The sequence below is a fragment of the Fibrobacter sp. genome (assembly GCA_012523595.1).
Lineage (GTDB): Bacteria > Fibrobacterota > Chitinivibrionia > Chitinivibrionales > Chitinispirillaceae > JAAYIG01.
On record JAAYIG010000021.1, the window covers coordinates 1 to 25,856 of the forward strand.

The 25,856-nt window shown below is 46.2% G+C and carries 18 protein-coding genes; 9 read left to right on the plus strand and 9 right to left on the minus strand.

Features of this window, described 5'->3' with window-relative positions; translation table 11 throughout:
* The 4 genes from GX089_00965 to GX089_00980 form a co-directional block, all read right to left on the minus strand.
* The coding region (locus GX089_00965; protein ID NLP01042.1) for an HPF/RaiA family ribosome-associated protein at positions 1-102 on the minus strand (102 nt) is incomplete at its 3' end.
* Positions 103-280: 178 nt separating this feature from the next.
* On the minus strand, positions 281-1,471 hold the full coding sequence (locus tag GX089_00970) for an FAD-dependent oxidoreductase (protein NLP01043.1): 1,191 nt from the start codon (positions 1,469-1,471) through the stop codon (positions 281-283).
* Positions 1,472-1,562: 91 nt separating this feature from the next.
* Positions 1,563-2,249 (minus strand): hypothetical protein, encoded by a 687-nt coding sequence (locus GX089_00975; protein NLP01044.1) that lies wholly within the window; start codon positions 2,247-2,249, stop codon positions 1,563-1,565.
* A 301-nt stretch (positions 2,250-2,550) separates the two neighbouring features.
* Positions 2,551-3,057, minus strand: coding sequence for an RpiB/LacA/LacB family sugar-phosphate isomerase (locus GX089_00980; GenBank protein NLP01045.1), 507 nt, complete (start codon positions 3,055-3,057; stop codon positions 2,551-2,553).
* A gap of 89 nt (positions 3,058-3,146) precedes the next feature.
* On the opposite strand from GX089_00980, the gene GX089_00985 reads away from it, so the two are divergent.
* Together GX089_00985 and GX089_00990 are read left to right on the plus strand one after the other, a co-directional pair.
* Positions 3,147-4,904, plus strand: a complete 1,758-nt coding sequence (locus tag GX089_00985) for an ABC transporter ATP-binding protein (protein ID NLP01046.1) — start codon at positions 3,147-3,149, stop codon at positions 4,902-4,904.
* Positions 4,901-7,024 carry an ABC transporter ATP-binding protein gene (locus GX089_00990; protein NLP01047.1) on the plus strand — a complete coding sequence of 708 codons (2,124 nt, stop codon included), beginning with the start codon at positions 4,901-4,903 and terminating at the stop codon, positions 7,022-7,024. Before GX089_00985 ends, GX089_00990 begins: the two co-directional genes overlap by 4 nt.
* 127 nt (positions 7,025-7,151) lie before the next feature.
* On the opposite strand, the gene GX089_00995 is transcribed toward GX089_00990, so the two are convergent.
* Positions 7,152-8,306, minus strand: coding sequence for a hypothetical protein (locus GX089_00995; protein NLP01048.1), 1,155 nt, complete (start codon positions 8,304-8,306; stop codon positions 7,152-7,154).
* Positions 8,303-10,726: an amidohydrolase family protein gene (locus GX089_01000; protein ID NLP01049.1), complete on the minus strand. Its 2,424-nt coding sequence runs from the start codon at positions 10,724-10,726 to the stop codon at positions 8,303-8,305. Before GX089_01000 ends, GX089_00995 begins: the two co-directional genes overlap by 4 nt.
* A gap of 490 nt (positions 10,727-11,216) precedes the next feature.
* On the opposite strand from GX089_01000, the gene GX089_01005 reads away from it, so the two are divergent.
* From GX089_01005 to GX089_01015, 3 genes are all read left to right on the plus strand, one after another.
* A complete protein-coding gene (locus GX089_01005) occupies positions 11,217-12,647 on the plus strand; it encodes an adenosylhomocysteinase (GenBank protein ID NLP01050.1) in 1,431 nt (476 codons plus the stop codon).
* A 42-nt stretch (positions 12,648-12,689) separates the two neighbouring features.
* Positions 12,690-14,042 carry a hypothetical protein gene (locus GX089_01010; protein NLP01051.1) on the plus strand — a complete coding sequence of 451 codons (1,353 nt, stop codon included), beginning with the start codon at positions 12,690-12,692 and terminating at the stop codon, positions 14,040-14,042.
* A gap of 132 nt (positions 14,043-14,174) precedes the next feature.
* Complete coding sequence (locus tag GX089_01015) at positions 14,175-16,424, plus strand: glycosyltransferase (GenBank protein NLP01052.1); 2,250 nt, start codon at positions 14,175-14,177, stop codon at positions 16,422-16,424.
* Positions 16,425-16,430: 6 nt separating this feature from the next.
* On the opposite strand, the gene GX089_01020 is transcribed toward GX089_01015, so the two are convergent.
* Entirely contained in the window at positions 16,431-16,817 is a 387-nt protein-coding gene (locus GX089_01020) for a response regulator (GenBank protein NLP01053.1), read from the minus strand.
* 260 nt (positions 16,818-17,077) lie between these two features.
* Between GX089_01020 and GX089_01025 the strand changes: the two genes are divergently transcribed.
* From GX089_01025 to GX089_01040, 4 genes are all read left to right on the plus strand, one after another.
* On the plus strand, positions 17,078-17,752 hold the full coding sequence (locus GX089_01025; GenBank protein NLP01054.1) for a hypothetical protein: 675 nt from the start codon (positions 17,078-17,080) through the stop codon (positions 17,750-17,752).
* Between the two features lie 25 nt (positions 17,753-17,777).
* Complete coding sequence (locus GX089_01030) at positions 17,778-20,093, plus strand: polysaccharide biosynthesis tyrosine autokinase (GenBank protein ID NLP01055.1); 2,316 nt, start codon at positions 17,778-17,780, stop codon at positions 20,091-20,093.
* 4 nt (positions 20,094-20,097) lie between these two features.
* Positions 20,098-22,026 (plus strand): asparagine synthase (glutamine-hydrolyzing), encoded by a 1,929-nt coding sequence (gene asnB, locus GX089_01035; protein ID NLP01056.1) that lies wholly within the window; start codon positions 20,098-20,100, stop codon positions 22,024-22,026.
* Between the two features lie 127 nt (positions 22,027-22,153).
* A complete protein-coding gene (locus GX089_01040; GenBank protein NLP01057.1) occupies positions 22,154-23,290 on the plus strand; it encodes a hypothetical protein in 1,137 nt (378 codons plus the stop codon).
* Between the two features lie 102 nt (positions 23,291-23,392).
* On the opposite strand, the gene ptsP is transcribed toward GX089_01040, so the two are convergent.
* Complete coding sequence (gene ptsP / locus GX089_01045; GenBank protein NLP01058.1) at positions 23,393-25,048, minus strand: phosphoenolpyruvate--protein phosphotransferase; 1,656 nt, start codon at positions 25,046-25,048, stop codon at positions 23,393-23,395.
* Positions 25,045-25,839: a TIGR02757 family protein gene (locus GX089_01050; GenBank protein ID NLP01059.1), complete on the minus strand. Its 795-nt coding sequence runs from the start codon at positions 25,837-25,839 to the stop codon at positions 25,045-25,047. The genes ptsP and GX089_01050 overlap by 4 nt, the downstream gene beginning before the upstream one ends.
* Positions 25,840-25,856: the final 17 nt, after the last annotated feature.

Consider the following 25,856-nt stretch of genomic DNA (forward strand, 5'->3'; position numbering starts at 1 on the left):
ATCGCAGATTCTGTCAAGCTTTGCCGCTTTCTTTCTGATCAATTCCTCCATTTCATCGGTCTTCTCTACATCTCTGAATGTGATCTCTAATGGAACTTGCATAGCACACCAATCCATGGATAAGTGACCACTGATTTAAAACCACTGATTTAACTGATACCTGACCACTGATTTAACTGATTCCTGACCACGATTTACCTGATATCACTGTTATATATAGCATGCACGATCGGAATCGGCATCGGTATCGGTATCGATAGAAAACAATGATTGATACCAACTAATCAAAGAGAATCCGCTCTTTTCCCGGGGCCTCAGTTCCTTCCTTTATTAATCGCCGGGCATCAGGAACTTTTCCCCAGATATTGCAGAGCATTATCCCTCTTACCATGTGCTGCTCAAGATAGTACAGAACCCCTTTTTCAAAGGGCTTTTTCCAGTCAGCTTTTACCTCCAATTCTGAATTCAGATCTCCTACAGCCTCATAACCAAACTCAAAGAGATCGGAAAAGAAAAAGGGCAGATGAGAGTAGGGACTCTCTGCTCCAGTCATGTTTCTGCCAGCATATAATCCCTGGTTAATGGCATTGTCCCAATGCTCTACCCGCATCTGTTTGTGAAGTGCAAGGTAGGGGAAACTGGCATTGTCACCTGCAGCAAAGATATCTGCATCACTTGTCTGCAGATACTCATTCACCTCGATCCCGTTTTTTACTCTTAGACCCGCTTTGGCGGCAAGCTCTGTCTCCGGTCTCACTCCCAACCCTGCGATAACAAAATCAGTCTGGAATTCCAACCCATTACGGGTGATCACCCGCACTTTCTCCCCCTCTTCGGAGATAGACACAGGAACATCTTCGCTGTCTATCCTGATACCCCGCTCAGAGTACATATTGGTGAGAAAATCCGCCAGATCAGAAGGCATCACACGGTTACAGATCCTCTTCTCCGGGAAAATCATCTGCACTTTGACTTTGTTAAGCGCAAGAGACGCGGCGATCTCAGAGCCGATAAACCCTCCCCCTATTAGTACCACACTTTTTCCTTCCCCAAGGATACTTCGGGTGGTTTTGTAGTCATCAATAGTACGGAAATAGCAAACCTTCTTCAGGTCAGCTCCAGGGATACTAAGCTTTCGGGGCTGAGCCCCTGTAGCAAGGAGAAGTTTACTATATGAGTACCTGGTACCATCATCGGTTGTTATCACCTTCTGCGCAGGGTCCAGGTCTGTTACAGCAGTGTTAAGCCTGATCTCTACTCTAAGGGAGTCATAATAAGCCTGATCATGGACAATTATATTTTCCAGTTTCTTTTTTCCGGTCCAGAGATCCTTTGAAAGGTAGGTTCGGTTGTAAGGAAGGTATGATTCGTTTCCGATCATCAGGATCGAGCCATCCTTATCGATCTCTCTGATTCCCTTGACAGCATGTGCTGCGGCTATCCCGGCACCGACAATAATGTAGTTGTACATTCTCTGCTCCTTAAAGGAAAAGAGGCGGTTTGGGCCGCCTTTGTTTTTCACAGGCAAGCTACACAGGAACCACCTCTTTAATGTTTCGGCACTATCTGCGGCGGAAAAGACTGGTCATCCTGCCGGTGATTGCAGTACCGCTGAAGAGGCCTGCTGTTCCTACCGTCAATAAGCCAATGAGAGTAAAAATGGCCTGAGGTTGATCGACCAGGGCAAGAATTCCCATGATTATGGCGCCGATACCAAAGAGAAGCTGCAACGATGCTGCTGCTCCCACAGCCTCCCTGGCCACCATCCGTGCCGTCTCATTCTCATAGCGGTTTGCAGCTATGTAGTTGAGTTCCTGAGTTGTAGAACTGCTCACTACCAGTGCACCACCAAAGACAATGACCGCAATTGCTAAAAGGAGCTGAGGCAGAATACCAAAGAGAGCCAGTATACCTAAAACCACCCCTGCCATCCCTGCCAGAAACTCCGCAGTCAACCCTCCTCCTACTTCCGCCATATCGAAGTTACTCCTGGTAGATTCCTCCATCAGGGTCCTTACTCTGCTGGATATGGCACCGCCTCCTACAAGAAGCGCAACTCCAAAGGCTATAGCCGCCACCGCAGCCATCAGATCCGGATACACCCCCACAAGACCCAGGATCGATAGCACTATGGCCGCTGCCCCGGCCAGCCCCTCTCCTATGGATCCACCAGCTATCACTTTGGCTGTCTTGCTTACCTCCGGCCGCCCTGCTTCCCGATAACCCTGCTGAGCAGCAATATCCATCATAGCCTCCTTTATTACTGTTTTTAACTACACGCAGACATTATTCTGCCAGCCAATTTTAAAGCATCTCAGCTATCAATAGTAATGCAAATAACATGCCGGCTTTTGTGGCATTGGGAGGGGCTTTTTTGAGGGGAAGGTATTCTCAATAAGAGAAAAAGTTGCGGAGATGAAAAGATTGGAGATTCAGGGCTGAGGTAACGGATAGAAAACATACCGATACCGAATCCGATTCCGATACCAACCCCGATATGAAGAACAATACGACAATACGAGGGTACGCACCCAGCCCCTGCATTAATACTCAACCCCTCTCTATCCTCTCAATTTTCTCTATTCTCCTGAGAAATCTCTCCTCACCGCAGAACTGTGCCTCAAGAAAAGAAGCTATTATCTCCAACACAAGCTCCCTTCCCAGAACCCTCGCTCCAAGGCAGATCACATTCATGCGGTCATCCTCTACCCCCTGATGTGCCGAGTAGGTGTCGCTTATCAATCCCGCACATGCCCCTCTCACCTTGTTTGCCGCGATACAGGCGCCTACCCCGCTGCCGCATATCGCCACACCTCTCCATACCTCCCCTTTTGACACCGCCCTGGCAAGAGGTACCACATAATCGGGAAAATCATCATCGGGCAAGAACTCATACGCACCGAAATCTGCCACCTCATAGCCCCACCCGGAAAGTGCAGCCACTACACTCTCTTTGAGAGCGTAACCGCCGTGATCAACTGCTACCCCTATGGCCTCGATTCGCTTGTTTAAAGGGTTGTCTTGATTTGATTCTTTTTTCCTTATTTTGGAAATCATAACATCAATAATTAACCCCAATTTGGGTGCCAGAATTCCGCTGACCATTAAACCTTGTAAACAAGTTCTGATTGTATTTTTAGTCCTCAATGAGCGATGCATCTACACATAGAGCAGTAAAATATCTCCTCTCCTACCTGAAAAAGCACCTGATATCCATCACCGGAGGCCTGCTTGTACTGATAGCGGTGGATTCACTGCAACTTATCATACCAAGAATTATCCAGCAGATTCTCGATGAACTGGGGAAGAGTAACTTCTCCATTTCCATAATCTATAAGGGCACTATCCTTATCTTTGCATCCGCTGCGCTTATGGTCTTTCTGCGCTTCCTCTGGAGGCTACTTATTGTATTCCCATCGAGAATTATGGAAAAGCAGATAAGAGAGGACATGTACAGCCATCTCCAGAATCTGTCCTGTTCATATTTTGACAATATCAAAACCGGCGATCTGATGGCCCTCTTCATTAATGATCTTAACTCCATCCGCATGGCCACAGGAATGGCTCTTGTGGGGATGGCCGATGCGGTCTTTCTAAGCATCATGTCACTTCTGTTCATGGTCTCCATCAGCCCTCGCCTTACCCTGATCACAGTCCTGCCGCTTCCACTTATAATCTTTCTGTTTATTAAAAGCGGCAAACTGATCCAGACCCGTCATACCAGGGTCCAGGAGGCCTTTGATAAAATCTCCTCCCACACACAGGAATCATTCTCAGGGGTCAGAATAGTGAAAAGCTTCGTTCAGGAAAAAAACGAACAGAAGATTTTCCGGAACCTCTGTGACAACTATGTCGGGAAAAACATCTCACTCGTGAAAGTCTGGGGACTTCTGTTCCCGGCAATCACTTTCCTTGCCTCCCTTTCCCTCTCTCTTCTGTACTATTTCGGGGGCAGGGATGTAATAACGGAGAGAATCTCAGTGGGACAGTTTGTCTCTTTCACCTTTTACATAAACCTGCTTGTATGGCCTATGATCGCCAGCGGCTGGGTCTTCAGTATGTTTCAGCGCGGCATCGCGTCTGCCAAAAGAATCCTCAGGATGCTCGATTCAAAACCGGATATCAGTATACCTCAAAACAGCTCTCCTCTTCGCTCCCTGCGGGGTGAAATTGAATTCAGGTCGCTTTCATTCCGTTATAACCCGGAATCTCCTGATGTTCTAAAGTCAACCAACCTTAGAATTCCGGCCGGCTCTTCACTGGGAATCATAGGTAAACCAGGCAGCGGGAAAACCACACTTGTGTCCCTGCTTTTTAACCTCTACCCGGTAGGTGAAGGGAAAATTTTTATCGATGGAATCGATATTAACACGATTCCACTGACGCTTCTCAGATCTTCGATCGGATATGTACCTCAGGATCCATTTCTTTTCTCCGACACAGTCAGGGAGAATATCGCCTTTGGAAGCGCACGTACCGTCTCCGATGAAAAGATTTTTGAATCCGCCATGAAAGCTTCTATTCACGACGAGATCCTCTCTTTTACAGACGGTTACTCAGCCAGAATTGGCGAAAGGGGAATCTCTCTCTCCGGGGGACAGAGGCAGCGGCTCTCCATTGCCAGGGCAATTATAGCCGAGCGCCCGGTAATTGTGTTCGATGACGCAATGTCTGCGGTCGATGCTGCAACAGAGAAGCAGATAAAAAGAAACATGGAAAAGGTCCTTTCCGGGCGCACATCGATAATAATCGCTCACAGGATATCTACTGTAAAGGATTGCAACAGAATAATAGTTCTTGACTCCGGCAGTATTTCAGAGAGCGGCTCTCATGAGGAATTACTTCAGAGGGATGGATTTTACTCCAGGCTCTATGAGCTTCAAAAGATGAAAGGATCATTGTGAGAGGGATATACGACGAAGAGCACAGCGGAAACCGCCTCTTTAACAGGGAGGTTCTGGGACTGCTGTTGAAATATATCTTCAGGTATAAAAGAGATCTCCTCATCGCGACATCCCTGGTGGCTGTTATTACATCCGTCACACTCTCTGTCCCTTTCATCGCAGGAATCATAGTCGATAAGGCGATCGTAAAGCAGGGATACATGCTTTTCAAAAACAAACTGCAGGATGATCCTGCCATGAAAAAGGTGCTGAAAGGTTCAGTGTATCTCAGCACAGACACCCTGTTTGTTTTCCAGAGCGGGCTTTCCGGTTTTTCGCAGGAGCAGATAAGAACTCTGGCAGAAAACGGAGTTATTTCCTCAGACAAGTACATCCTTGTCAGCTTACCGCACCTAAGTAATTCAGATCCGCTGCAGGCCAGGATAGAAACGGCCAGAAAGAAAGATTTTCTGCTTGGGTTTGAAAACGGGATGATGCTTCTGCGGCAGAATGCATCGTCATATTTTACAACTGAAGAGATAATACGGCTCCGTTCATCCGATTTTCATCTTGTAAGCCTTCTGGTGCTGCTTACCATCTTCCTGTTCTTCATCCGCTTTATTTCATCGTACCTGCAGACTCTGTCCCTTGTAAAACTTTCCCAGAAGGCGATGCGGGATCTCCGGAGTGATCTTTACAGTCATATGATGTCCCTTGAAGTCTCGTTCTTCGACGGCAATCCGGTGGGACGGCTGGTTAACAGGATTACAAACGATATCGAGTCTCTGAACGAGATGTTCTCATCTGTACTAATCATACTCCTGCAGGATCTCCTTATTATCGCAAGTATTGTCACTGTCATGTATCTTACAGATTTGCGCCTCGCATTGATTGTAAGTATCACATTTCCCCCGCTTCTTGCAGTGGTTCTTCTCTTCCGCTCCTGTGCCAGGAAAGCTTACCGTATGATAAGAACCAGAATAGCGGATCTGAACTCTTTTCTCAATGAAAACATCTCCAATATGCGGATAGTAAAGATTTTTGTCAGAGAAATCAGGCAGCTCGAGAAATTCCGTTCCGTAAACGACCAGGTTTTCCGGGCATACAGCAGACAATTGACGATCTACGCAGTTTTCAGGCCTCTGATCGATTTTTTCAGGTGGTTTGCAGTTGGATGTCTGATTTTTTTCGGTGCGAAATTCATTCTTCAGGACAGCGTTTCCTATGGTGTACTGGTCATGTTTCTGGCATACATTGGAAGCGTATTTGAACCTATTGGTGAACTGGCTGAAAAGTTTGATATTCTTCAGAGCGCAACAGCATCCGGAGAAAAGATCCTCTCTGTTTTTAAAACATCATCGCGAAGTGAAAGATCTCCCGCACCGGCAATGAAATCCCCTTCTCCTCTTTTCAAAGGGGAGATAGTTTTCGATGATGTCTGGTTTTCGTATATACCTGGTGAGCCTGTTCTGCAGGGTGTTTCATTTTCGGTTCCCGCAGGAAGTACTCTGGCTATAGTTGGAGAGAGCGGTTCCGGGAAAAGCACAATCATCAATCTTCTGTGCCGGTTTTATCCACTGCAGAAGGGGCGAATCCTTATCGATGGAATAGATATAAATGAACTGCCCATCGAGGAACTCCGTTCGAACATGGCGGCAGTCATGCAGGATGTCTTTTTATTCTCCCGCAGTGTTCAGGAAAATATCACATTGGGGAAGGAGTATGAGCAGTGGAGATTTGAGGAGGTTTCGAAACTGACCCATGCTGATCGTCTTCTCTCCCGTCTGCCCTCCGGACCTAAATTCCAGGTAGCTGAGAGGGGGAGCACCTTTTCAGCCGGAGAGAAGCAGCTTCTGGCCTTTACCCGTGCCCTCTACTTCAATCCCTCTATTCTTATTCTCGATGAGGCGACATCCAATATCGACACCGAGACCGAATTGCTTATTCAGGATGCTATCTCCAGGATAGTCAGGAACAGGACTTCGATAGTGGTTGCTCATCGTCTGTCCACTATCCGCAATGCAGACCGGATACTGCTTTTAAGCGAGGGCAGGATCGCAGAATCCGGAAGCCACACTGAGCTTATCAACCGCAGGGGACTTTATTATGACCTCTGCAGGCTCCAGTTTGAACACCACTGATTTACCTGATTTGACTGATTGAACTGATTAATTTATGTAATGTCCGGTTGAGGCACTAATATTTGTTCTTCAGATCGGGGTCGTTATCGGTATCGGTATCTTTTTTTTCATCCTGAAAACATGAAGATTATTTTAATCCAGAAAAATCAATTTTTGCTAAATCCCAGAAAATAAACCTTTCTTCATGAAACGCTACAAAGCCTTCTGGCTCTGTAATCCAGGTCGTGTGTTCAAATTCTTTGTTGTATTGCAGATTGAAAACCAGATATTTACCGGGGAGTGCATTTGTATCCAGGTATAAGAGGTAATTTGCATATTGGTATTTTTTGTTGCAGAAGCAAACATGCAGCCACTTTCCTGATGGTGACAGAGAAAAGTGCTCTTTTCCAGAGCTTTTAACAGGGGCACGGCCTGAGGAATCGCTTATTAATATCGGAACAGGATCAGATTCTTTCTCCCAGTCCAGTAGAAATATCAGCACTTTATCGTTAGTAACTTTATCAACTCCCAGGGAAACACCAGTCTTCCTTTTTTCCGAAAACACAAAAGACACAGAATTTATCGCTTTTTCAACTTTCTGAAGCATTGGTATCAAAGGATGTGTGACAAGATCCAGATTATTATCAAAAGCTTTCCAGGAGTCATCGAGACCTTCTCTGACGATGTTTACTTCATCTCCGAAAGCTACTATTTCCCCGTTTGTTATCCTGACACGTTTGAGAACTTTATGTTCTATGATGTCCTCTATTATCAAAGATTTGCAGTAAATAAGATCGGTTTCCTCGTTTTTAAATGGCTCTTTTAAAAAGGGGGTAAAAAGAGAGATACACAGACCTTTTTTGTCATTAAACAGTTTCGAATTGAAGTATTCAAAATCAAGAATACCAGCAACCGGCATTTTTGGCATGTAGCTCTGAATCAATCTTCCATTCTTAAGGTCAATTAATTCTAATGCAGGCCTGCTGCCTACCAGAAGAATGTTTTCTGATAGTTGAGGTGCTATAAAAATGTTGCCACCAGCTTGATATACTTTTCTTGATAATACATTTTTAGTCATTTTTGAATTACAAAAGCGAAATACAGCAATTCTTTCTTGTTTATCATGACCAGTTTCAGCAATAATGCTATTGGGTATTATTGAAGGATATAATAAACAAACCGGCTCTTTATATTGGTGGGAGACAGGCTTAAACGGTAATATCTGTGGTGTCATTGGATTTTCTCCATGTGTATTAATTAACAGAACATATAAAAGTATTGTGAGTTTAATTAAACGGTTCATTTATCACCCTTGAATTGTTCAATTGTTTCCGGTAATTCAGGCACCCACTCCATGAGACTGATCTCTTTTCCTGTTAAACATTTATACACGGTATTAAGTTTCGGCAGAATCTCTTTAAAGTTCAAAAATCTCAGCGGATTAAGGACTAAAGCACGTGCAGGGAAATAATTGTCGATCTTTAAAAGCTCTGTATCGATAAACTTATTGTATGTTTTCCTGAAAAAATTCCTGTATGAGGACCCATGTCCTAATCTCGACCATTCAAAATTTATCATGTACCAGTCGGTGCCAAAAAGGATCTTATTCCTTACCTTCTCATCCTGTACTGCTTCTGCAAATTGACCTATGAATAAGTCGTCAAACATAAAATAAGAGGTATCCACATAAAAATTTGGATAGAGCCGCATCATTTCACACAATTTTGAAAACCAGTCAGGCTTGAATTTAAAACGATCTCTTCCCCATGATTCCTCCCCTCCAAAATGGGCAAGACACAGATGTAGTTGAGGAAATCTCTGAAGCACCTGTTCCCATGCGTAAGGACTGATAAAGTTTTCGTAATAATAATCTTTAGCATTTTTCATCGATGGCGGTATGTCATCATTATCATAAGTGTTCTGATTAAAATGTCTTAGATCTTTTTTACAGTAATGAAGCCAATCATGCGTCAACATTCCGCCACGCGATCCATGACAAAGTATTGGAATTCTATGCTTTACGCACTCACCATAAAACGAACTAAGTCCTGGTAGCTTATCGTAATCATCCGGCTTATATCCCAATGCGGTATACATTTTAAACCCAATACCGCAAAAAAACGCCAGGTTCAGATAGTCACCATTAACTCTGGATATCCTGATCGTTTCCTGCAGGTCAGAGATATTTCCTGTTTGAACCAGAAAAGAAAACGGATCTTTCCAGTGCCCGATTTTTCTAACTGGATTCCACCTCTCTGAGTTCCATCTTCTTGGATCATAATGGAAAAACGGAACTATTTCACCACCTGAATTCAGGAATATCTTCTGCGTGGCAGCTAATTGCATAAAGTATTGTTCCCATTTTTTAAATTCCGTTAATGCACATTCAACTCCACTTGTGTTTATCGATTTATAGATTATCAGTCCTTTCTCAGTATTTTCAATAATTTTAATTCCTGAATATCCTCTGTAATGCCCGAAATCCATATCCATAGGCATCACAAGCATCAGCCTTCTCCTCTTTTCCGGGTCACCCAGTCCGGTTAGTTTTCTGTCATTTAAGATCTCGGATGACTTTTCAAGAGAGAGTTTACCAAGTTCCTCTGTGGTTGATTTGTTAAAGATCAGGCCAGGAGTACCGATAAAACCGGGTAGTTTAGGTACTGAACGGAGTTTTTTAAGAAATGGCATACCAGATATAAGAGGCTCCGGCGCACACATAGTGCTCTGTATATGCATGTGACAATCAATAAACCATGGAACAATTACTCCTTTGTATGGTCTCTTAAGGGGAATCTCGCATCTGCCTCCATATTTGGAGCGAACCACAGGCTCAAAGTGTATACTGTATTCTTTTTCCAGGATATCTGATGTGTCTGCAATCCACTCTGCAGTCCCTGTTCCATCGATTATTATCCCCGATTTGCTTGCGAACTCAATCGTTTGCCCATCTGGTGTTCGGTAGTATAACTCAAATCTGATCTTTTCACCATCACTCACACCTTCAACATCCGCGAGCAACCGAATCCTGTCACCCTGTGATATTTCACTGTCGCATCTCTTATCCTCATCGAGATGTTCCCAGCCCAGACTGTGAATGGAAATTCTTGCCAGCCGTTCTTCTTTTGATATGGTCGGGGTTTTTTCAAACGACAAGTCGAACTCATTAAAACTATCCTGATCACTGTTGAATTTACCCACAGTAAGTAAATTGTTCCAATCAAGTCTGAAATGGTGGTATCCCGGCAAAAATGTTATTTCAGTGAAGCGGTATATTAGCTCAAGCTTCAACATATGTCCAAGATTTTCACAATCTCTGTCTTTAACATCAGGCATCAAAAAACGTATCGATACTATCTTTGCAGGATAAAGACTCTGAGTAAGATATATCTCTTCCTTTCCGTCTGATTCACCTGAACGTATCCAGTAAATTTCCAGTTTATCAAAGATTTCACCTCTTGCCCATGCCCGATACAACTCGGTGATAATTTTTCCAGGCTCCATGGTGATTTTTAGTGGTTGACATCTGGAGTAAAAATCAAAGCAGGCAAAAGCACATCCTGCTGATCCCGATCTTTTCCGCAGAAAATTCTCATGAAAACTGTTCTCCATGGAAAGTTCAAATTCAAAGCCTTCCCACAGATTTCCCATACCAAAGGCCTCTAATGGCCCATAAAGAGGATTGTTGTTATATATGAAGCTTATTAATGGTCTGAATGGCATTTTCAGCTCCACAGTGTTTTTTTAGAGAGCTTATGAACAGAATATATGTTTTCCGTTTGTAATGTGGTGACAAAGTCTGAAAATGCTTTTCTTTATTCAGGGTTGCAGAAAGGAAATGCTTGATAATAGAAAATGATCAGTGCCATCCGGGAGAATCATTATGAGTTCAGGTAACGATTGGATTTTTTGATAAGTATCGGTCAGCTGAGGCGGACGAAGGGGAAATCCAATTCGCATTCGGGCTAGGTTTAGGTCAACATTTCAACTCAGAGATAAATTTTAACCGCTCAAGCATTCCCTCACCCCAAAGGAGAATTTTTAAGATCCACCAGGGATACATTCCGATTCCGATACAAAAATTAAACCGTTGTTGCTTGAGGGCCCTCTGTCCTCAGGTAAATAGTATATTAATAGATTACGGTGATTTAATTTAAATCTCCTCCGAACGAATATTGCAGTATTCATTATTTCATCTATACGGGAGTTGTTCATGGCACCACATGTTGATATCTGGGCGAGTCCATCTCACATTGTAGCGGATATAGAACTTGCTGACTGGGGGCGAAAAGAGATCGAGGTTGCGGAAAAAGAGATGCCGGGTTTGATGGCTATCCGGCAGAAATACTCCAGCGGAAAACCGCTTGCAGGGGTGAGGATCTCCGGATCACTCCATATGACCATACAGACTGCCGTGCTTATCGAGACTCTGGTTGAACTTGGGGCAGAGGTGCGCTGGGCATCATGCAACATCTTCTCCACTCAGGATCATGCTGCCGCAGCAATTGCCAATACCGGTGTCAACGTTTACGCCTGGAAGGGCGAATCTCTTGATGATTACTGGGCCTGCACATTTCTGGCACTCTCATTTCCCGGTGGAAAGGGTCCCAATCAGATAGTCGATGATGGTGGTGATGCCACTCTAATGATTCATAAGGGATACCAGTTGGAAGAGGGTGACGATTGGGTAAACAGCAAATCGGAAAGCCAGGATGAGGAGTCGCTGAAGAAGGTCCTGAGAGCCGTTTACCAGAAAGATCCCCAGTACTGGCACAAAGTGGTGAAAGAGTGGAACGGAGTATCTGAGGAGACCACAACCGGAGTACATCGTCTGTACCAGATGATGGAAAACGGGACACTTCTGGTGCCTGCAATAAATGTCAACGACTCTGTAACCAAGTCAAAATTCGACAACCTTTATGGTTGCAGGGAATCGCTTGCCGACGGGATCAAGCGTGCCACGGATGTCATGATAGCCGGTAAGGTGGCTGTTGTCTGCGGGTATGGTGATGTAGGAAAAGGATGTGCCCAGTCGATGCAGGGTTTCGGAGCAAGAGTAATTGTAACAGAGATCGATCCTATCTGCGCTCTTCAGGCTGCGATGGCCGGTTTTGAGGTGACAACCATAGAGGAAACACTGGGCAAAGCAGATATCTATATTACCACAACCGGAAATATCGACGTTATTACAGCCGAGCACATGGCCCGTATGAAAGATCAGGCCATAGTCTGCAATATCGGGCATTTCGATAACGAGATACAGGTTTCTCAGCTTGAAAGCATTCCAGGTATTAAAAAGACAAATATTAAACCTCAGGTTGACAAGTATACTTTTCCTGACGGCCATTCCATTTTCCTTCTTGCTGAAGGGCGGCTGGTCAATCTTGGCTGTGCCACAGGACATCCCTCGTTTGTGATGTCGAACTCCTTTTCAAACCAGACACTTGCGCAGCTCGATATTCGTGAAAACCGCGGCAAGTACAAGCCCGGAGTTTACAGGCTTCCCAAGAAACTTGACGAGGAAGTAGCACGTCTGCACCTGGAGAAGATCGGAGTCAAGCTGACCAAACTCTCAAACAAACAGGCTGCCTACATCGGAGTACCGGTGGAAGGTCCTTACAAACCAGAGCATTACAAATATTGACAATGGAGTAGTGCCGCTGCATAAGCGGCACACATTTTTCCCATGAAAATAAAAGCGATTGGAATCTGTCCGCCTCCTTCGGCTCAAGATAACCCGAAGGTCACGCCTGAACTTCTGGCATCATGCCTCGCCCGCTATTCCCGCTCCAACAGGGGAATCGACTCTATCCTGTCGTCAATTGACTGGAACGATCCGGACCGTTCAGTAGATGCGATCTTCCGTTTTGTGGATTACGGCCATGCCTCCATCACCGGAATGACCGGGGGGATAGCGATGGTAGTTGATGGCTGTTCAATGTTTCTGGCTTACAAGCTCTTTGAAATCGCCCAGCTCTGTGACGGACAGGAATCAAGTACCAGATATATCAAACTGGCCCCGTCAAGTCTGCCCTCACCGGCTCAGACCGGGATGGATTCTGAACTGGCGGAAAAGTGGCAATCCCTGATGGAGCTTTCTTTCCGTTTATACCAGGAAACATATCAGGAGCTTGATCTAAGAGCAAAGCAGGACAGTTCAATAATGAGACTGCCCAGTAATGCTGATCAGAAGGTAATTGAAAGACTGCGAAAGAATTTCGCACTGGACAGGGCAAGATACTTCATTCCTTTCGCCACTTTAACAAATGCTGCTTACGTGATGACAGCCAGGGTATGGGCAGACACCATAAAGAACCTCGATTCCATCCCTCTCAAGGAGGCTCACGATTGTGCGGAGGGGCTGAGAAGTGAGCTTTCCAAATTTGTCCCCCGCATGATGAAGCACAGCTATCCAGATAAAGCCAGTAAAGCACAGGCGGAGCAGCTTTTTGAGTACTCTTCGGGAAAAATTCTGCGGGATGATGTTTTCACAGGAAACGTGGCGGATGAGGTTTATGTAAGTGTGGAACGGAATTTTCCTGATTTCCTGCCTCAACTGCAGGGGTTCTCTGAGGCGTTCTCTTCCAAGGAGAACCGGTACAGCGCTGTGGGGAATCAGGTAAAACGGATATTTGTGCGTGCGGCCTGGAACAACATGGCTATAGCGGAACTCCGTGATCTGAACCGTCACAGGAGCGGCTTCAGGTTCTCTCCACTGTCCCCGGTTGGTTTTTATCTTCCTCAAGGTGTAAGCAACCCCTCTCTTGATAAACTGCTGGCGAAGAAAAGAGAGTTTCTGATGGCTGCTGCGGCTTCATCATGCCCGGCGAGTTATGTCTACGGTCTGCTTCTTGGGACACAGGTATCATTCGAGCATTCCACCCATCTTGATAAATTTATTTACGAAATAGAGCTCCGAACTGGAATGGGTGCGCATTTCCGTTATGCGGAGCATCTCAGTGCCGCTCATCAAAAACTTATTCCTCTCATCCCGGAATTGAAGGATTATATTCAGGCCGGCACTGCAGAGCCGGAATAAAGCTCGAAAAAGGGACCGGCATGTATTATTTTTAACATGTCACGTTCATATTCCTAAAATTGTGACATCTCCATTTTATTGCCATGCTTTTGAGTTTTCCAAGTGGCGCAAAACTTCAGGGAGCAGCCGCTTATGTCACTTTCTATTAAAAAAATTGCATTCATAGGGAACTATGTACCCCGAAGGTGCGGCATAGCCACATTCACTGCGGATCTCTGTTCCGCTATAAGGGAGCAATTTCCTGAGATTCAGTGTCTTGTAATAGCAGTCAGCGACATGCCGGGACAATACAAATATCCTGAAGAGGTCAGGTTTGAGATCGATGAGAAGGATATTTCCTCGTATCAGCGGGCAGCAGAATTCATAAACATCAATGATGTCGATGTGGTGTGTCTTCAGCATGAGTTCGGGATTTTCGGCGGGAGTGCCGGAAGTCATATTCTTGCACTCTTAAGAGAGATAAAGACGCCGGTTATAACCACACTCCACACCATACTTGACAAGCCAAGTGCAGAGCAGAGAAAGGTGATGGAGGGATTGTCGCAGATCTGCTCCTGTGTGGTATCTATGACCCATAAAGGTGAAAAACTGTTAAAGGAGGTCTACGGCATCCCGCAGGAGAAAATCGATGTCATCCCTCATGGCATACCTAATATCCCATTTGTGGATCCCAATTTCTACAAAGATGTATTCGGAGTGGAAGGTAAGCTGGTGCTGCTGACATTCGGCCTTATCTCCCCCAACAAGGGAATAGAGCATGTTCTGAATGCTTTACCGGAGGTGATAAGTGAATACCCCCAGACGATGTATATCGTGCTGGGGGCAACTCATCCCAATTTGATCAGGCAGCAGGGCGAGATGTACCGTCTGAATCTGGAGAGGCAGGCGGAGAGAAACGGGGTACAGAAAAATGTGATATTTTACAACCGCTATGTTGAGCTGGATCAGCTCAAAGAGTTTATCGGTGCTGCGGATATCTATATCACACCCTATCTCAATGAGACACAGATCACATCCGGAACTCTCTCCTACTGCTTCGGCGCGGGAAAGGCAGTGATTTCGACACCCTACTGGCATGCAGCAGAATTGCTCTCAGATGGTAAGGGGACATTAGTGCCTTTCGGAGACCCAAAGGCGATTGCCAGGGAGGTGATAAATCTTTTCAAGGATGAAGTAAAGCGCCATGCTATGCGGAAAACAGCCTATCTTCTGGGAAGGGATATGGTCTGGAGCAATGTTGCCAGTGTATATATGAATACATTTGAGACGGCACGGATAACCAGAGGGAGGATGTCAAGGCGCCTGTTTTCAGCCAAGACTCTTGACCAGCAGAAGATCAACCTTCCCCAGTTCCGTTTTGATCAATTGATCATGATGAACGACTCTACAGGAGTGCTTCAGCATGCAAAGTACACTATCCCGGATTACCATGAGGGATACTGTACAGATGATAATGCAAGGGCACTTATTCTTTCCGTTCTTTTAGAGGAACTTGAGATAAAGGTGCCGGAGATAGAGCGGATGGCGGTCAGATGTATTGCCTTTGTAAACCATGCATTCAATCCTGAGGCAGGGCGTTTCCGAAACTTCCTCACTTTCAGCCGTCAATGGCTGGAGGATGCCGGATCTGAAGACAGTCAGGGACGGGCGATCTGGTCTCTGGGCACATGTGTGGGCAGGACAAAAAACGAGGGAATACAGCGACTTGCGGGTCAGCTTCTGGAGAAGGCTCTTCCGGCGGTAAGCACCTTTACTTCCCCCCGGGCGTGGGCATTTGCGCTTATCGGAATTCATGAGTATTTTCGCAGGTTAAACGGAGACAGGCTCTTTAACACCCTGCGTCATGAATTGACAGACAGACTTACAGAGATATTCCGGAAAAACAGCAGCAGTGAATGGCCCTGGTGTGAGGACATAGTGACCTACACCAATGCCAAGATTCCTCATGCTCTCATACTGAGCGGTCGCTGGACAGACAGGCAGGATGCGCTTCAGATCGGGTTGAAGGCGTTAAGATGGCTTGTGGAGATTCAGACCAGTCCGGAGGGATATTTCAGGGCTGTGGGCAGCAATGGCTTTTACCAGAGGAATCAGGAGAAGGCCAAGTTTGATCAGCAACCAGTGGAGGCTTATTCCATGGTTTCCGCCTGTATCGAGGCTTATCGTACCACTGGAGATGAGTACTGGTTCAATGCGGCAAAGATGGCTTTTGAGTGGTTTCTTGGAAGAAACGATCTTGGGGCGATGGTTTACAATCCGGAGACCGGCGGATGCAGGGATGCTCTTCATGTGGACAGGGTGAACATGAACGAGGGTGGAGAATCTACACTGGCGTTTTTGCTGTCATTGGCAGAGATGAAGCTATTGATGCAGTCGTTGTGAAATGTATCAGATGCAGCGGAGGTTTTCCACAAGGCTCTGGATCAGGTTGGGTGATACGGGTTTGATGAGACAGAGGTCTATCTGGGCCTGGCGTGCTTTTTCCGAGATTCGGGAGAGATCCATCCCTGTCCAGAGAATAATTTTGACACCCGGGATTTTTTTTCTGGCATATTGAGAGATAGCGATTCCGGCCTCGTTAATGGTTTCGGAGAAGCCCAGATCGGTGATTATCAGTTGGTAGATGTTTTTATCGATAAATTTTTTGGCTTCATCGAAGGATTCTGAAGTATCGACCTGGAAATCGGATTTACCAAATAGTTTACGGAAGGCAAAGAGTACCGCCGGGTCATCATCGATGACCAGGAGTTTTTTTTTAGGCAGAGATCTTTTCATTCCGTTCCTTAAAGCGATTAATCATAAACTAACAATTATCATCTGTCAGAACAGCAAACATCATACCAACAAAAAAATCCCTGTTTTTTCCACTTTTTGCCCTGTTTTTCTATTTGTTTTGCCAAAAAAGTTAGCACTATTGCGAATTCTTTTGTCAAAAGCAGGAATTTCCTTCTTTCTGACTCCCCCCTCTCTGGCATCACTCTTGCGCTAGGCTCAAAGTAGCCCGATATACTTTTTCACAAATTCAGGAGGGGTGCATGTCTGCCACCAAGGTCTTAAATCTTCTGTTGGTCTCTTCATTTTTCCTCTTCTGGGGATGTTCCAGGGAAATAACCCGGCAGAGTGCTCTGACACACACCCTGGAGGGGAACAGGTTTATAGCCGGTGATGCCTTGAAGATTTTTATTCCCCTGGATACAGCATCGTTTTTAAATGGAACTTATCCTATCGACTACAGTGGTTATGTGGTGCTTCCTGTTGTCGGAAGGGTAAAGGTGACGGATCAGTCCCCTGCCGAGTTTACTGCCTATATTCAGAAGACCTTTGAGCAGTATATCCGTTATCCTGAGGTGATGGTCATCCCTCTTATACGGGTGTCTCTTCTGGGGGGATTTAAGATGCCCGGGATGTACTATGTGGAGCCTCAGAGATCTGTCTGGGATCTTATCTCCATGGCGGGGGGTACAAACCATGAGAAGGGTTTAAGAAAGCTTGTCTGGGAGCGGGACCGGAGGGTGGTCAATAAGAACCTTATCCCCTATCTTGAGTCCGGGGAGTCGCTCACGATGCTTGGTTTCAGGTCGGGGGATCAGATCTGGACTCCTACCGATAATCGCAATATAAGGGAGATACTGGTAAGGGATATTCTTCCTTTTGCCACATTTGCCCTCTCCCTCTATCTGGGCATAATGACCCTCAAAAACGACAACTAAACCATAACTTAACCAGAGGTATCTTGTGAGTTTCACAACCCAGTCAAATCAGAACAACATGAGCAGGCAACTGGATCACTATATTCATCTGCTTCAGCGCAAATGGTGGTTTGTGCTTCCTGTAACCGCTGCTGTCATAATTATCTATGCTCTGGCGGTAAACAAGCTTGGTATCTCCAGGCCAAAACTGGATGCTACGGCGATACTTCAGTTCGATGATCCGGATGAGCTAAGCAGCGTGCAGGAGAGGGTGGTACTGGAGTCTGATGCCAAGGCGGTGCTGGTAAGGAGCAGGTCGTTTCTGGAGGGGATAGTAAGGAAGCTCTCTTTGCAACTTGAGGTCTCCCGTTACAGCCGCTCGGAGATTTTCGACTCAGTGTGGGTGGGTATCGATGCCCCAATCGGAGATTATGAGTTCAGGCCCAAAGGAGACTCCTATTCTCTCCTCTTTACAGACAGGATGAGTGCAAAAACCAGGATTGCATCGGGGGAGATTTCCACCCTTAAGGAAACATCTCTTCCCGGATTGACACTTCTCTGGTCCCAAGACTTTCTCTCCGGTCCCAGGAGAATCAAATTCAGAGTTCTTCGTACCCGTGATGCTATCGATAGAATAGTGGATAATCTCACCGTAAAGACCTCCGGCAAGGATTTTACTATCATGTCAGTCTCCCTTTCCGGAAGGGACTACGAGATGATCACCAACACGGTAAACGCCATAGCGCAGGATTTTGTTGAGGAGAATTCAAATACCAAGAGGAGCAGGAAGGGCGAGGTGATGGAGTTACTGGAGAAGCAGCTTGAGACGGCGCGTCGGGAGATGGTGGCGGCTGAGGCTAATCTCCGGAAGTTCCGGGAAGCAAACCCCACGGTGGGGCTTCCCGATGCCTTCTCTCCTCCTGTGACTATTCTTGACTTAAAAGAGACCGAGGCGGAACTCAAGTCGGCACTTCTTCAGGCCCGCGGTCTTCAGGACCGCTACAGGATTACCATTGACACGATGCGTATACCTGTGCTTAACGAGATGATCTCCTTTTTAAACCGGTATCAGACCGGTACAGCCGAGGCACTGGGTTCGGAGCTTCAGGGATTGATCGAGGAGAGCAGAAGGCTCAGGGATCAGTACTCTCCCTTGCATCCGATTGTAACACAGCACAGAGAGGATGTGCGGAATTTCGGCACCAAGGTGACCTCTGCGCTTTACGATTTAATGAATCAGCTAAGCAGAAGGATCAGTGAGAACAACACCCGGATCGATAAGATCAACAGCGAAATAGCAAAACTTCCCTCAAAGGAACTTCACCTCTCAAACCTTCAGAGAAAATACGAGGTAAACTCGGAAATCTACGCCAATGTGCTGACCCGGTATAACGAGGCCAAGATAGCCAGGGCCATGGAGGTAGGTGATGTTTATGTGGTTGACCTTGCTGTGGTTCCCGAGGGATCATCTGATCCCAAGGCTCTTTTTGTGCTTGTAGGCATGGGGCTTTTTCTGGGGCTTTTAGCGGGTGTGGGGCCGGTATTGGTGGTGGACTTTTTTGATCAGACTGCCCGTACTGAGAAGGATCTGCGCAGAATGACCGATCTTCTTATCCTCGAGGCGGTGCCTGTCAAGGGCTGCTGGGGAAAAGGAAGGGGGACCATAGAGGAGAAGTGTATAGATACAAAGCTTGTGGCCCCGGATTATTCTCAGAACTATGTTGATGAAACCTACCGTTCCTTAAGGACAAAGATCCTTTTGAGTTTGCATGAGGAGAAGAGAAAGAGGATCATAATAACCAGTTTGAACATGGGTGAGGGGAAATCATTTACAGCCGCAAATCTGGCGATCACCATGGCTCAGCAGCGTATCCCTACCCTTCTTCTTGACGGAGACCTGAGACGCGGCATTCAGCATCTGCACTTTGGTCTGGAGAAACAGCCCGGACTCTCAAATATTCTTTCTGACTCATCTCCTCTGAGTGCCTCTTATCTTCAGCCCTCTATACAGAGCAGTCACATAAATTATCTCTCCATCATAGGAAGCGGCAGTACTGTTCCCAACTCAGCGGAGCTTATAAACTCTCTCCGTTTCAGGGAGCTTCTGGAGATTTTATCAGATAATTTCGAGATGATTATCATGGACACTCCGCCTGTGGCGGTCACCACCGATGCTGTGGGGGTACAGGATGTTATACACAAGTATATGTTTGTGGTGCGGGCAGGTCATACCAATATCTCTGAGCTTAACAGAAAGATAAAGGAATTTCCCGGACTGCGTAAAAAGGTTCTGGGTCTTATTTTTAACGGCGCCCCTTACCGTCGTACCGAATACTATCAGTACGCAAGTTACAAATACTGATACCATGTGCGGCATAACAGGCATTTTTCATCCCGACCCCCTCTTCCCCATCCCCTCCTCGATCCTGCATCGGATGAGCAGGATTTTAAATCACAGGGGACCTGACGATGAGGGGTATTATATCGGAGAGGGCGTGGGGCTTGGACAGCAGCGCCTGAGTATCATAGATCTTGCCGGTGGGAAGCAGCCTGTACAGAATGAAAACGGGAAGCTCCAGGTAATTTTCAACGGGGAGATTTTCAACTACATTGAGCTTACCGCATCACTGAAATCCCGGGGGCATAGATTCTCAACCAGAAGCGACACAGAGGTGCTGGTACATCTTTACGAAGATTTCGGTGAGAAGTTTGTCGAACATCTTAACGGTCAATTTGCGATCGCACTGTGGGACAGCGAAAAAAGGGAACTGATTCTGGCCAGAGACAGGGTGGGAATCCGTCCACTTTTTTATACCCGTCTAAGTGACGGAGTATTTCTGTTTGGTTCAGAGATTAAATCCATTTTTGCTTATCCCGGTATAACTCCTCAGTTTGATCCTCTGGGGCTTGAGCAGGTTTTCTCTTTGTGGGTTCCGGTTCCCCCCCGCACGGTGTTCAGTGGTGTAAAGGAGCTTCTGCCAGGTCATATACTGAGAGTCAGTGCAGATGGGGAGCAGTTGCGAAGATACTGGAGACTTGAGTTTCCGGATAGAGGTGGCTATGAGCGCAGGTCTTTTGATTTTTACCAGAAGAGACTTGAGGAGTTACTCTATGATGCGGTAAGGATTCGTTTGCGGGCAGATGTTCCGGTGGCTGCATATTTAAGCGGAGGGCTTGACTCCTCCATAATTTCCACTCTTGTCAAGAAGCATCATAACAGCAACCTGATAACCTTTTCAATCTCATTTAAGGATCACAGGTTTGATGAGACAAGTTTTCAGCAGGCGATGGTGGGTTTTCTCGGTACCGATCATCGCTCTATTGAGATCGGGTATGATAGTATAGGAAGACTTTTTCCGGAGGTTGTCTGGTTTTCCGAGATTCCGATGATACGTACTGCTCCTGCACCCCTTCTGGCCCTGGCTGAGCTGGTGAGAAAGAACGATATAAAGGTGGTTTTGACAGGTGAAGGTGCGGATGAGATGTTCGGGGGTTATAATATTTTCAAGGAAAATAAGATCAGGCGGTTCTGGGCAAGATTTCCAGATTCCCGCATTCGTCCGCTGCTGCTTCTTGATCTCTATCCTTACATTACTCCCGGTGAACAGAAGAACCGTTTCTGGCAGTTGTTTTTCAGAAAGGGGCTGACAGACACCTCCAACCCCTGTTATTCGCATCTTCTGCGATGGGTAAATACCTCCAGAATAAAGCGGTTCTTTACAGAGCAATACCGAAGTGCTTTTGATGAGCAGCAGAATGTGATGGAGCAGGTTGTTTCCTTTATGGATCCTGAGATTTTCAGGTGGGATCCGCTTTGCCAGGCACAATACCTGGAGATCTCTCTTTTCATGTCGGGTTATCTTCTCTCTTCCCAGGGTGACAGGATGATGATGGGGCGGTCTGTGGAGGGGCGCTTTCCTTTTCTTGACTACAGGGTTATAGAGTTTGCGGCCACTGTGCCTCCGGAGTATAAGCTCAATGGGATGAACGAGAAATATATTCTGAAAAAAACCTATGGGAGTCAAATCCCGGAGTCGGTGGTTAAGAGATCCAAGCAGCCTTACAGGGCTCCTGTTTCCCAGTGTTTTGTCTCAGACAGTGATTCTCTGCCATCGCGTGTTATATCCCCTTCATCAATAGCCCAGGCAGGGATTTTTGACCCGCAGAGGGTATCGCTTCTATTGGAGAAGGTAAAGAGTAATCCCGGGCAGATCAGTGCTGTTGACGACATGGCAGTAGCGGCTATAGACTCCACCCAGCTTCTTTACCATTATTTCATCTCAGAATTGACATAGTGATTTCACTTTTTTCTGGATCATCTATCTGGCAGAATCTTTGCAGTTAATATTATAGGGGGGGGGTTCCACATGCCCTGCAAAGTGAATGCTGGTTTCTATTTAACAGAAGAGGTGGATTTTCGGGATGTTTCCCTGGCTTTTTGCTTTAATTCTGATAATTTCAACAGTACTTCTTTTGCGATGGCTATTACTGGTACTTTACAGGTACAGATGGGCTATCAACTCGATACCTCACACCCGCGGCGGTTTTTCCAAAGTTCAGGATACTACTAATATTTATGTGATGATCTGTGATCACTACCAGCCTTTCTGGAGTGATGTATCTCAGGAGATAGCCGAGCACAGAGTAGTCACATGGTGCAGGGAGTATCCCCGTGCGGCGCGAAAGCACACTGATTGTCGCGGGAGGCATCCGGTTCACACCTTTTTCTATTCCGAGGGGGATTACAAGCCTCAGTTCGTGGATTCTCTTTTCAAACTTAACAAAGAGGGAATCGGTGATGTGGAGATACTTATAGCGCATCAGCATGATACCCCTTTGAACTTCAAGCGTAAGATAGAGGAATTCAGGGATGTTCTGTTTTATCATCACGGGTTGCTCAGGAAAGATTCACATGGCCAGATAACTTATGGATTCATTCATGGTTACGGTGCACTCAACAACAGCCGTCCGGACCAGAGATGGTGCGGAGTGGATCATGAGATCCCTGTATTAAAGGAGAGCGGCTGTTATGCAGATTTCACTTACCCATCTGCACCGGATATCACTCAGCCTCCTATCATAAACAGCATTTACTTTGCATCTGATATCTCAGGGAGAGCCAGAGCGCATGAGCAGGGATATTATGCAAAGAGAGGGGTCTGGTCGGATAATGATTTACTCATGATACAGGGTCCACTGACACTGAACTGGAGACAGAGGCGTTACGGGTTGCTGCCGATTGTAGAAAACGGATTACTGAGCAGCACATCGAGGTTTTCACCTCAGAGGGCGGATCTCTGGATAAAGAACGGGGTGAGTATTCCCGGACTTCCGAATCATCTGTTTGTAAAGCTTTTTACCCACGGGGCAGTAGATCATACTATCCGGTATTTTTTCCCGGAGGATGGTCTATCTCAGATGTGGAGTTATCTTGAGAGCAAGTATAATGACGGAAAGCGTTACCGGTTATATTATGTTTCTGCCTGGGAGATGTACTCTACGATCAAAGATCTCTGTCTGGAGGAATCGGTGGGCTGTAATAGCAAGAGGGCTGCATAGTTCTCTTGAGCTTAGAGTTGAAATGTACAGTGAGGAAGAGAAAAAAATCAAGATCGATACCGACACCGAAAGGAAATAAACATTTTATTTAAATACCGTAATTCAGGCCATCACACCCGCGTACCGTGACATTTCATTTCTCACCCTTGGCACGAGTCTGGGTGAAACGCTGAGCGATCTTATCCCAGCGTCAAGGAGCTTTGCAGGGATACTTTCCCGGCCTGCCATCTCTCCACAGATTGAGAGCGGTTTTCCTACCTTTTGGGCTGTTTCACTGAGCATCTCAAGCATGTCCCAGAGGACCGGATGCTCGGGATTGTAGTCCTGGGATACGAGTTCATTTGTCCTGTCGATGGCAAAGAGGTACTGGATCAGGTCATTGGAGCCGACACTTCCAAAATCAACCAGTTCGAAGATCCTTGACGCCTGCAGAAATGAACTGGGTATCTCAAACATCGCCCCGAACTCTATCCTTGACATATCACACTCGACACCGGAGAGGAATTCCCTGGAAAGATCAAGGAGTACTTTCTGCTGTGCGGCATCTACCACCATTGGGAAGATAATCTTTATACTGGTCTCAGTGCTCAGACGTCCCAGAGCCCTGATCTGCATCTTAAACACTTCGGGACTTCCGAGCAGAAACCTCGCTCCGCGCCATCCCAGATACGGATTGGATTCTTTTCGTACCCGTAAAAAGGGCAGAGGTTTATCTCCACCGACATCAAGAAGCCTGAAGGTAACAGGTTTGCCTCTCATCATCCTTACAACTTCCCTGTAGTAGGCATACTGTTCTTCTTCGGTGAGCAACCGGTCAGCCTTGATAAACAAAATTTCTGTACGGAACAGCCCTATACCATCAGCACCCACAGCCATGGCATGCTTTACATCTTCCATTGTACTGGTATTGGCGAGAACCTCCATTCCCGCCGGCGTTCCAAGGACACAGACAGCTTCGGATTGGACTGGTTCCACCGGCACTAAAGCTGCAACCAGTTCAGGATCAGGGTTTAAAAACACCTCCCCACTGTCCCCATCAACAAGCATTGTATCTCCGCACTGAGCATAGTTCATCAGTCCTGCGATTCCGGAGACAGAGGGTATGCCAAGGGATCGTGACAGTATTGCGGCATGTGAGGTTATTCCGCCATGTTCTGTGACAAACCCCAGCACCTTTTCCAGATTCATGTTGATCACCATATCAGGGGTGAGTTCCTCTGCTACAATGATCCTGTTTTCTCCTTTAGCGCATTTTGCCTGCCCTTCGCATATAAATCCGCTCTTTTTATTGCTTATTCTGCTCAGCAGCCGTCTGCGGATCTCCCCGATATCTGAGGAGCGTTCCCGCAGATACTGGTTATCGAGGGTAGCGAATTTTTCCTCATATTCACCCAGTACATCGGAGATTGCCCATTCCACATTTTTGCGATCCTCTGCCACCTCCTTTTCTATGGCGGCAATCAGTTTGGGGTCGTTCATGATGTGTTTCTGAGCGAGGAAGATCTCCGCCTCTGTTTTGCCTATGGCATCGGAGACTTCTGATGCAATGCGGTTAAGCTCGTGAGTGCAGAGTACCAGCACCTCATCAAAGCGCTCTAGTTCCTGCTTAACTGCAGCCTCTGAGGAAAGCGGGTACTTGGGGAATGCTTTGAACCGTTCTGCGGAATAGAGACAGACTTTTCCACTAATCCGGCCGGAGTTTATGGACAAACCTTTGAATTTCAACTGTCTTTTCCCGTCGGACTGTTCTATGCTCATGCTGCTTCCTTCCTGTAATCAACCATCCCGGCTCTGCACAGGGAAAAATCGTATTTGACAGGATCCTGCGGGTCAAAAAGACGCAATTTTGCGGTTATCTCCTCAGCCATTTTCCAGTCGGCAGATTTTCTTGAGGTAAGTCCCAGCTTACGGGAGAGTGTTGCGATGTGGGTATCAACCGGAATAATCAGCTTTGATTTGGAAACCTTTTTCCAAATGCCGAAGTCTATAGAGTCATCATCCCTAGTCATCCAGCGTAAAAACATATTGAGCCGTTTGCACGCACTTCCGGATTCAGGAGAAGGCAGCAGATATTCAAAGCTCTTCTTTTTATGACCTGCCAGGGATTCTGCAGACATCTTTATTTGTGATGTGAAGTGATGAAGAGCATCCTTGATTGTGAGACTTTCATCACGAAATGGAGCAATGAACAGGTTTTCCAGAGTCCCATAATGTTTGAGGAGATTGCCTATAGATTCCAGAAGCAAAGCCAGATCAAATCCATCATTGAACCTGTGCTTGAAGCCTGCGAAGAATTTCTGTTTTTCTTTATAGCTGGTTGAGAAGATGAAATTCCTGGTATCCCAGTCGATTTTCCTGAAAACTGAGTAGCAGTGATCGATAATTATTTCAGCTCTTCCATAAGCCAGGACAGAAGCGATGAGTCCACCGATTTCGCGGTCAGAGGCAGTTTTGAATTCATGAACACAGGACAAAGGATCCATTTTAAGATATTCAGGGTGGTGAAATCTATCATAAATTGAATCCAGAAGTGCTTTCAGATCACTCATATCTATAAAGTACGTTA

Coding starts and splice junctions, on each gene's coding strand:
- GX089_01015 (NLP01052.1), top strand. CDS start 14,175: ATGTCACTTTCTATTAAAAAAATTGCATTCATAGGGAACTATGTACCC.
- GX089_01005 (NLP01050.1), top strand. CDS start 11,217: ATGGCACCACATGTTGATATCTGGGCGAGTCCATCTCACATTGTAGCG.
- GX089_01010 (NLP01051.1), top strand. CDS start 12,690: ATGAAAATAAAAGCGATTGGAATCTGTCCGCCTCCTTCGGCTCAAGAT.
- GX089_01040 (NLP01057.1), top strand. CDS start 22,154: ATGTTTCCCTGGCTTTTTGCTTTAATTCTGATAATTTCAACAGTACTT.
- GX089_00975 (NLP01044.1), bottom strand. CDS start 2,249: ATGATGGATATTGCTGCTCAGCAGGGTTATCGGGAAGCAGGGCGGCCG.
- GX089_01025 (NLP01054.1), top strand. CDS start 17,078: ATGTCTGCCACCAAGGTCTTAAATCTTCTGTTGGTCTCTTCATTTTTC.
- ptsP (NLP01058.1), bottom strand. CDS start 25,048: ATGAGCATAGAACAGTCCGACGGGAAAAGACAGTTGAAATTCAAAGGT.
- GX089_00985 (NLP01046.1), top strand. CDS start 3,147: ATGAGCGATGCATCTACACATAGAGCAGTAAAATATCTCCTCTCCTAC.
- GX089_00995 (NLP01048.1), bottom strand. CDS start 8,306: ATGAACCGTTTAATTAAACTCACAATACTTTTATATGTTCTGTTAATT.
- GX089_00970 (NLP01043.1), bottom strand. CDS start 1,471: ATGTACAACTACATTATTGTCGGTGCCGGGATAGCCGCAGCACATGCT.
- GX089_01000 (NLP01049.1), bottom strand. CDS start 10,726: ATGCCATTCAGACCATTAATAAGCTTCATATATAACAACAATCCTCTT.
- asnB (NLP01056.1), top strand. CDS start 20,098: ATGTGCGGCATAACAGGCATTTTTCATCCCGACCCCCTCTTCCCCATC.
- GX089_00980 (NLP01045.1), bottom strand. CDS start 3,057: ATGATTTCCAAAATAAGGAAAAAAGAATCAAATCAAGACAACCCTTTA.
- GX089_01020 (NLP01053.1), bottom strand. CDS start 16,817: ATGAAAAGATCTCTGCCTAAAAAAAAACTCCTGGTCATCGATGATGAC.
- GX089_01050 (NLP01059.1), bottom strand. CDS start 25,839: ATGAGTGATCTGAAAGCACTTCTGGATTCAATTTATGATAGATTTCAC.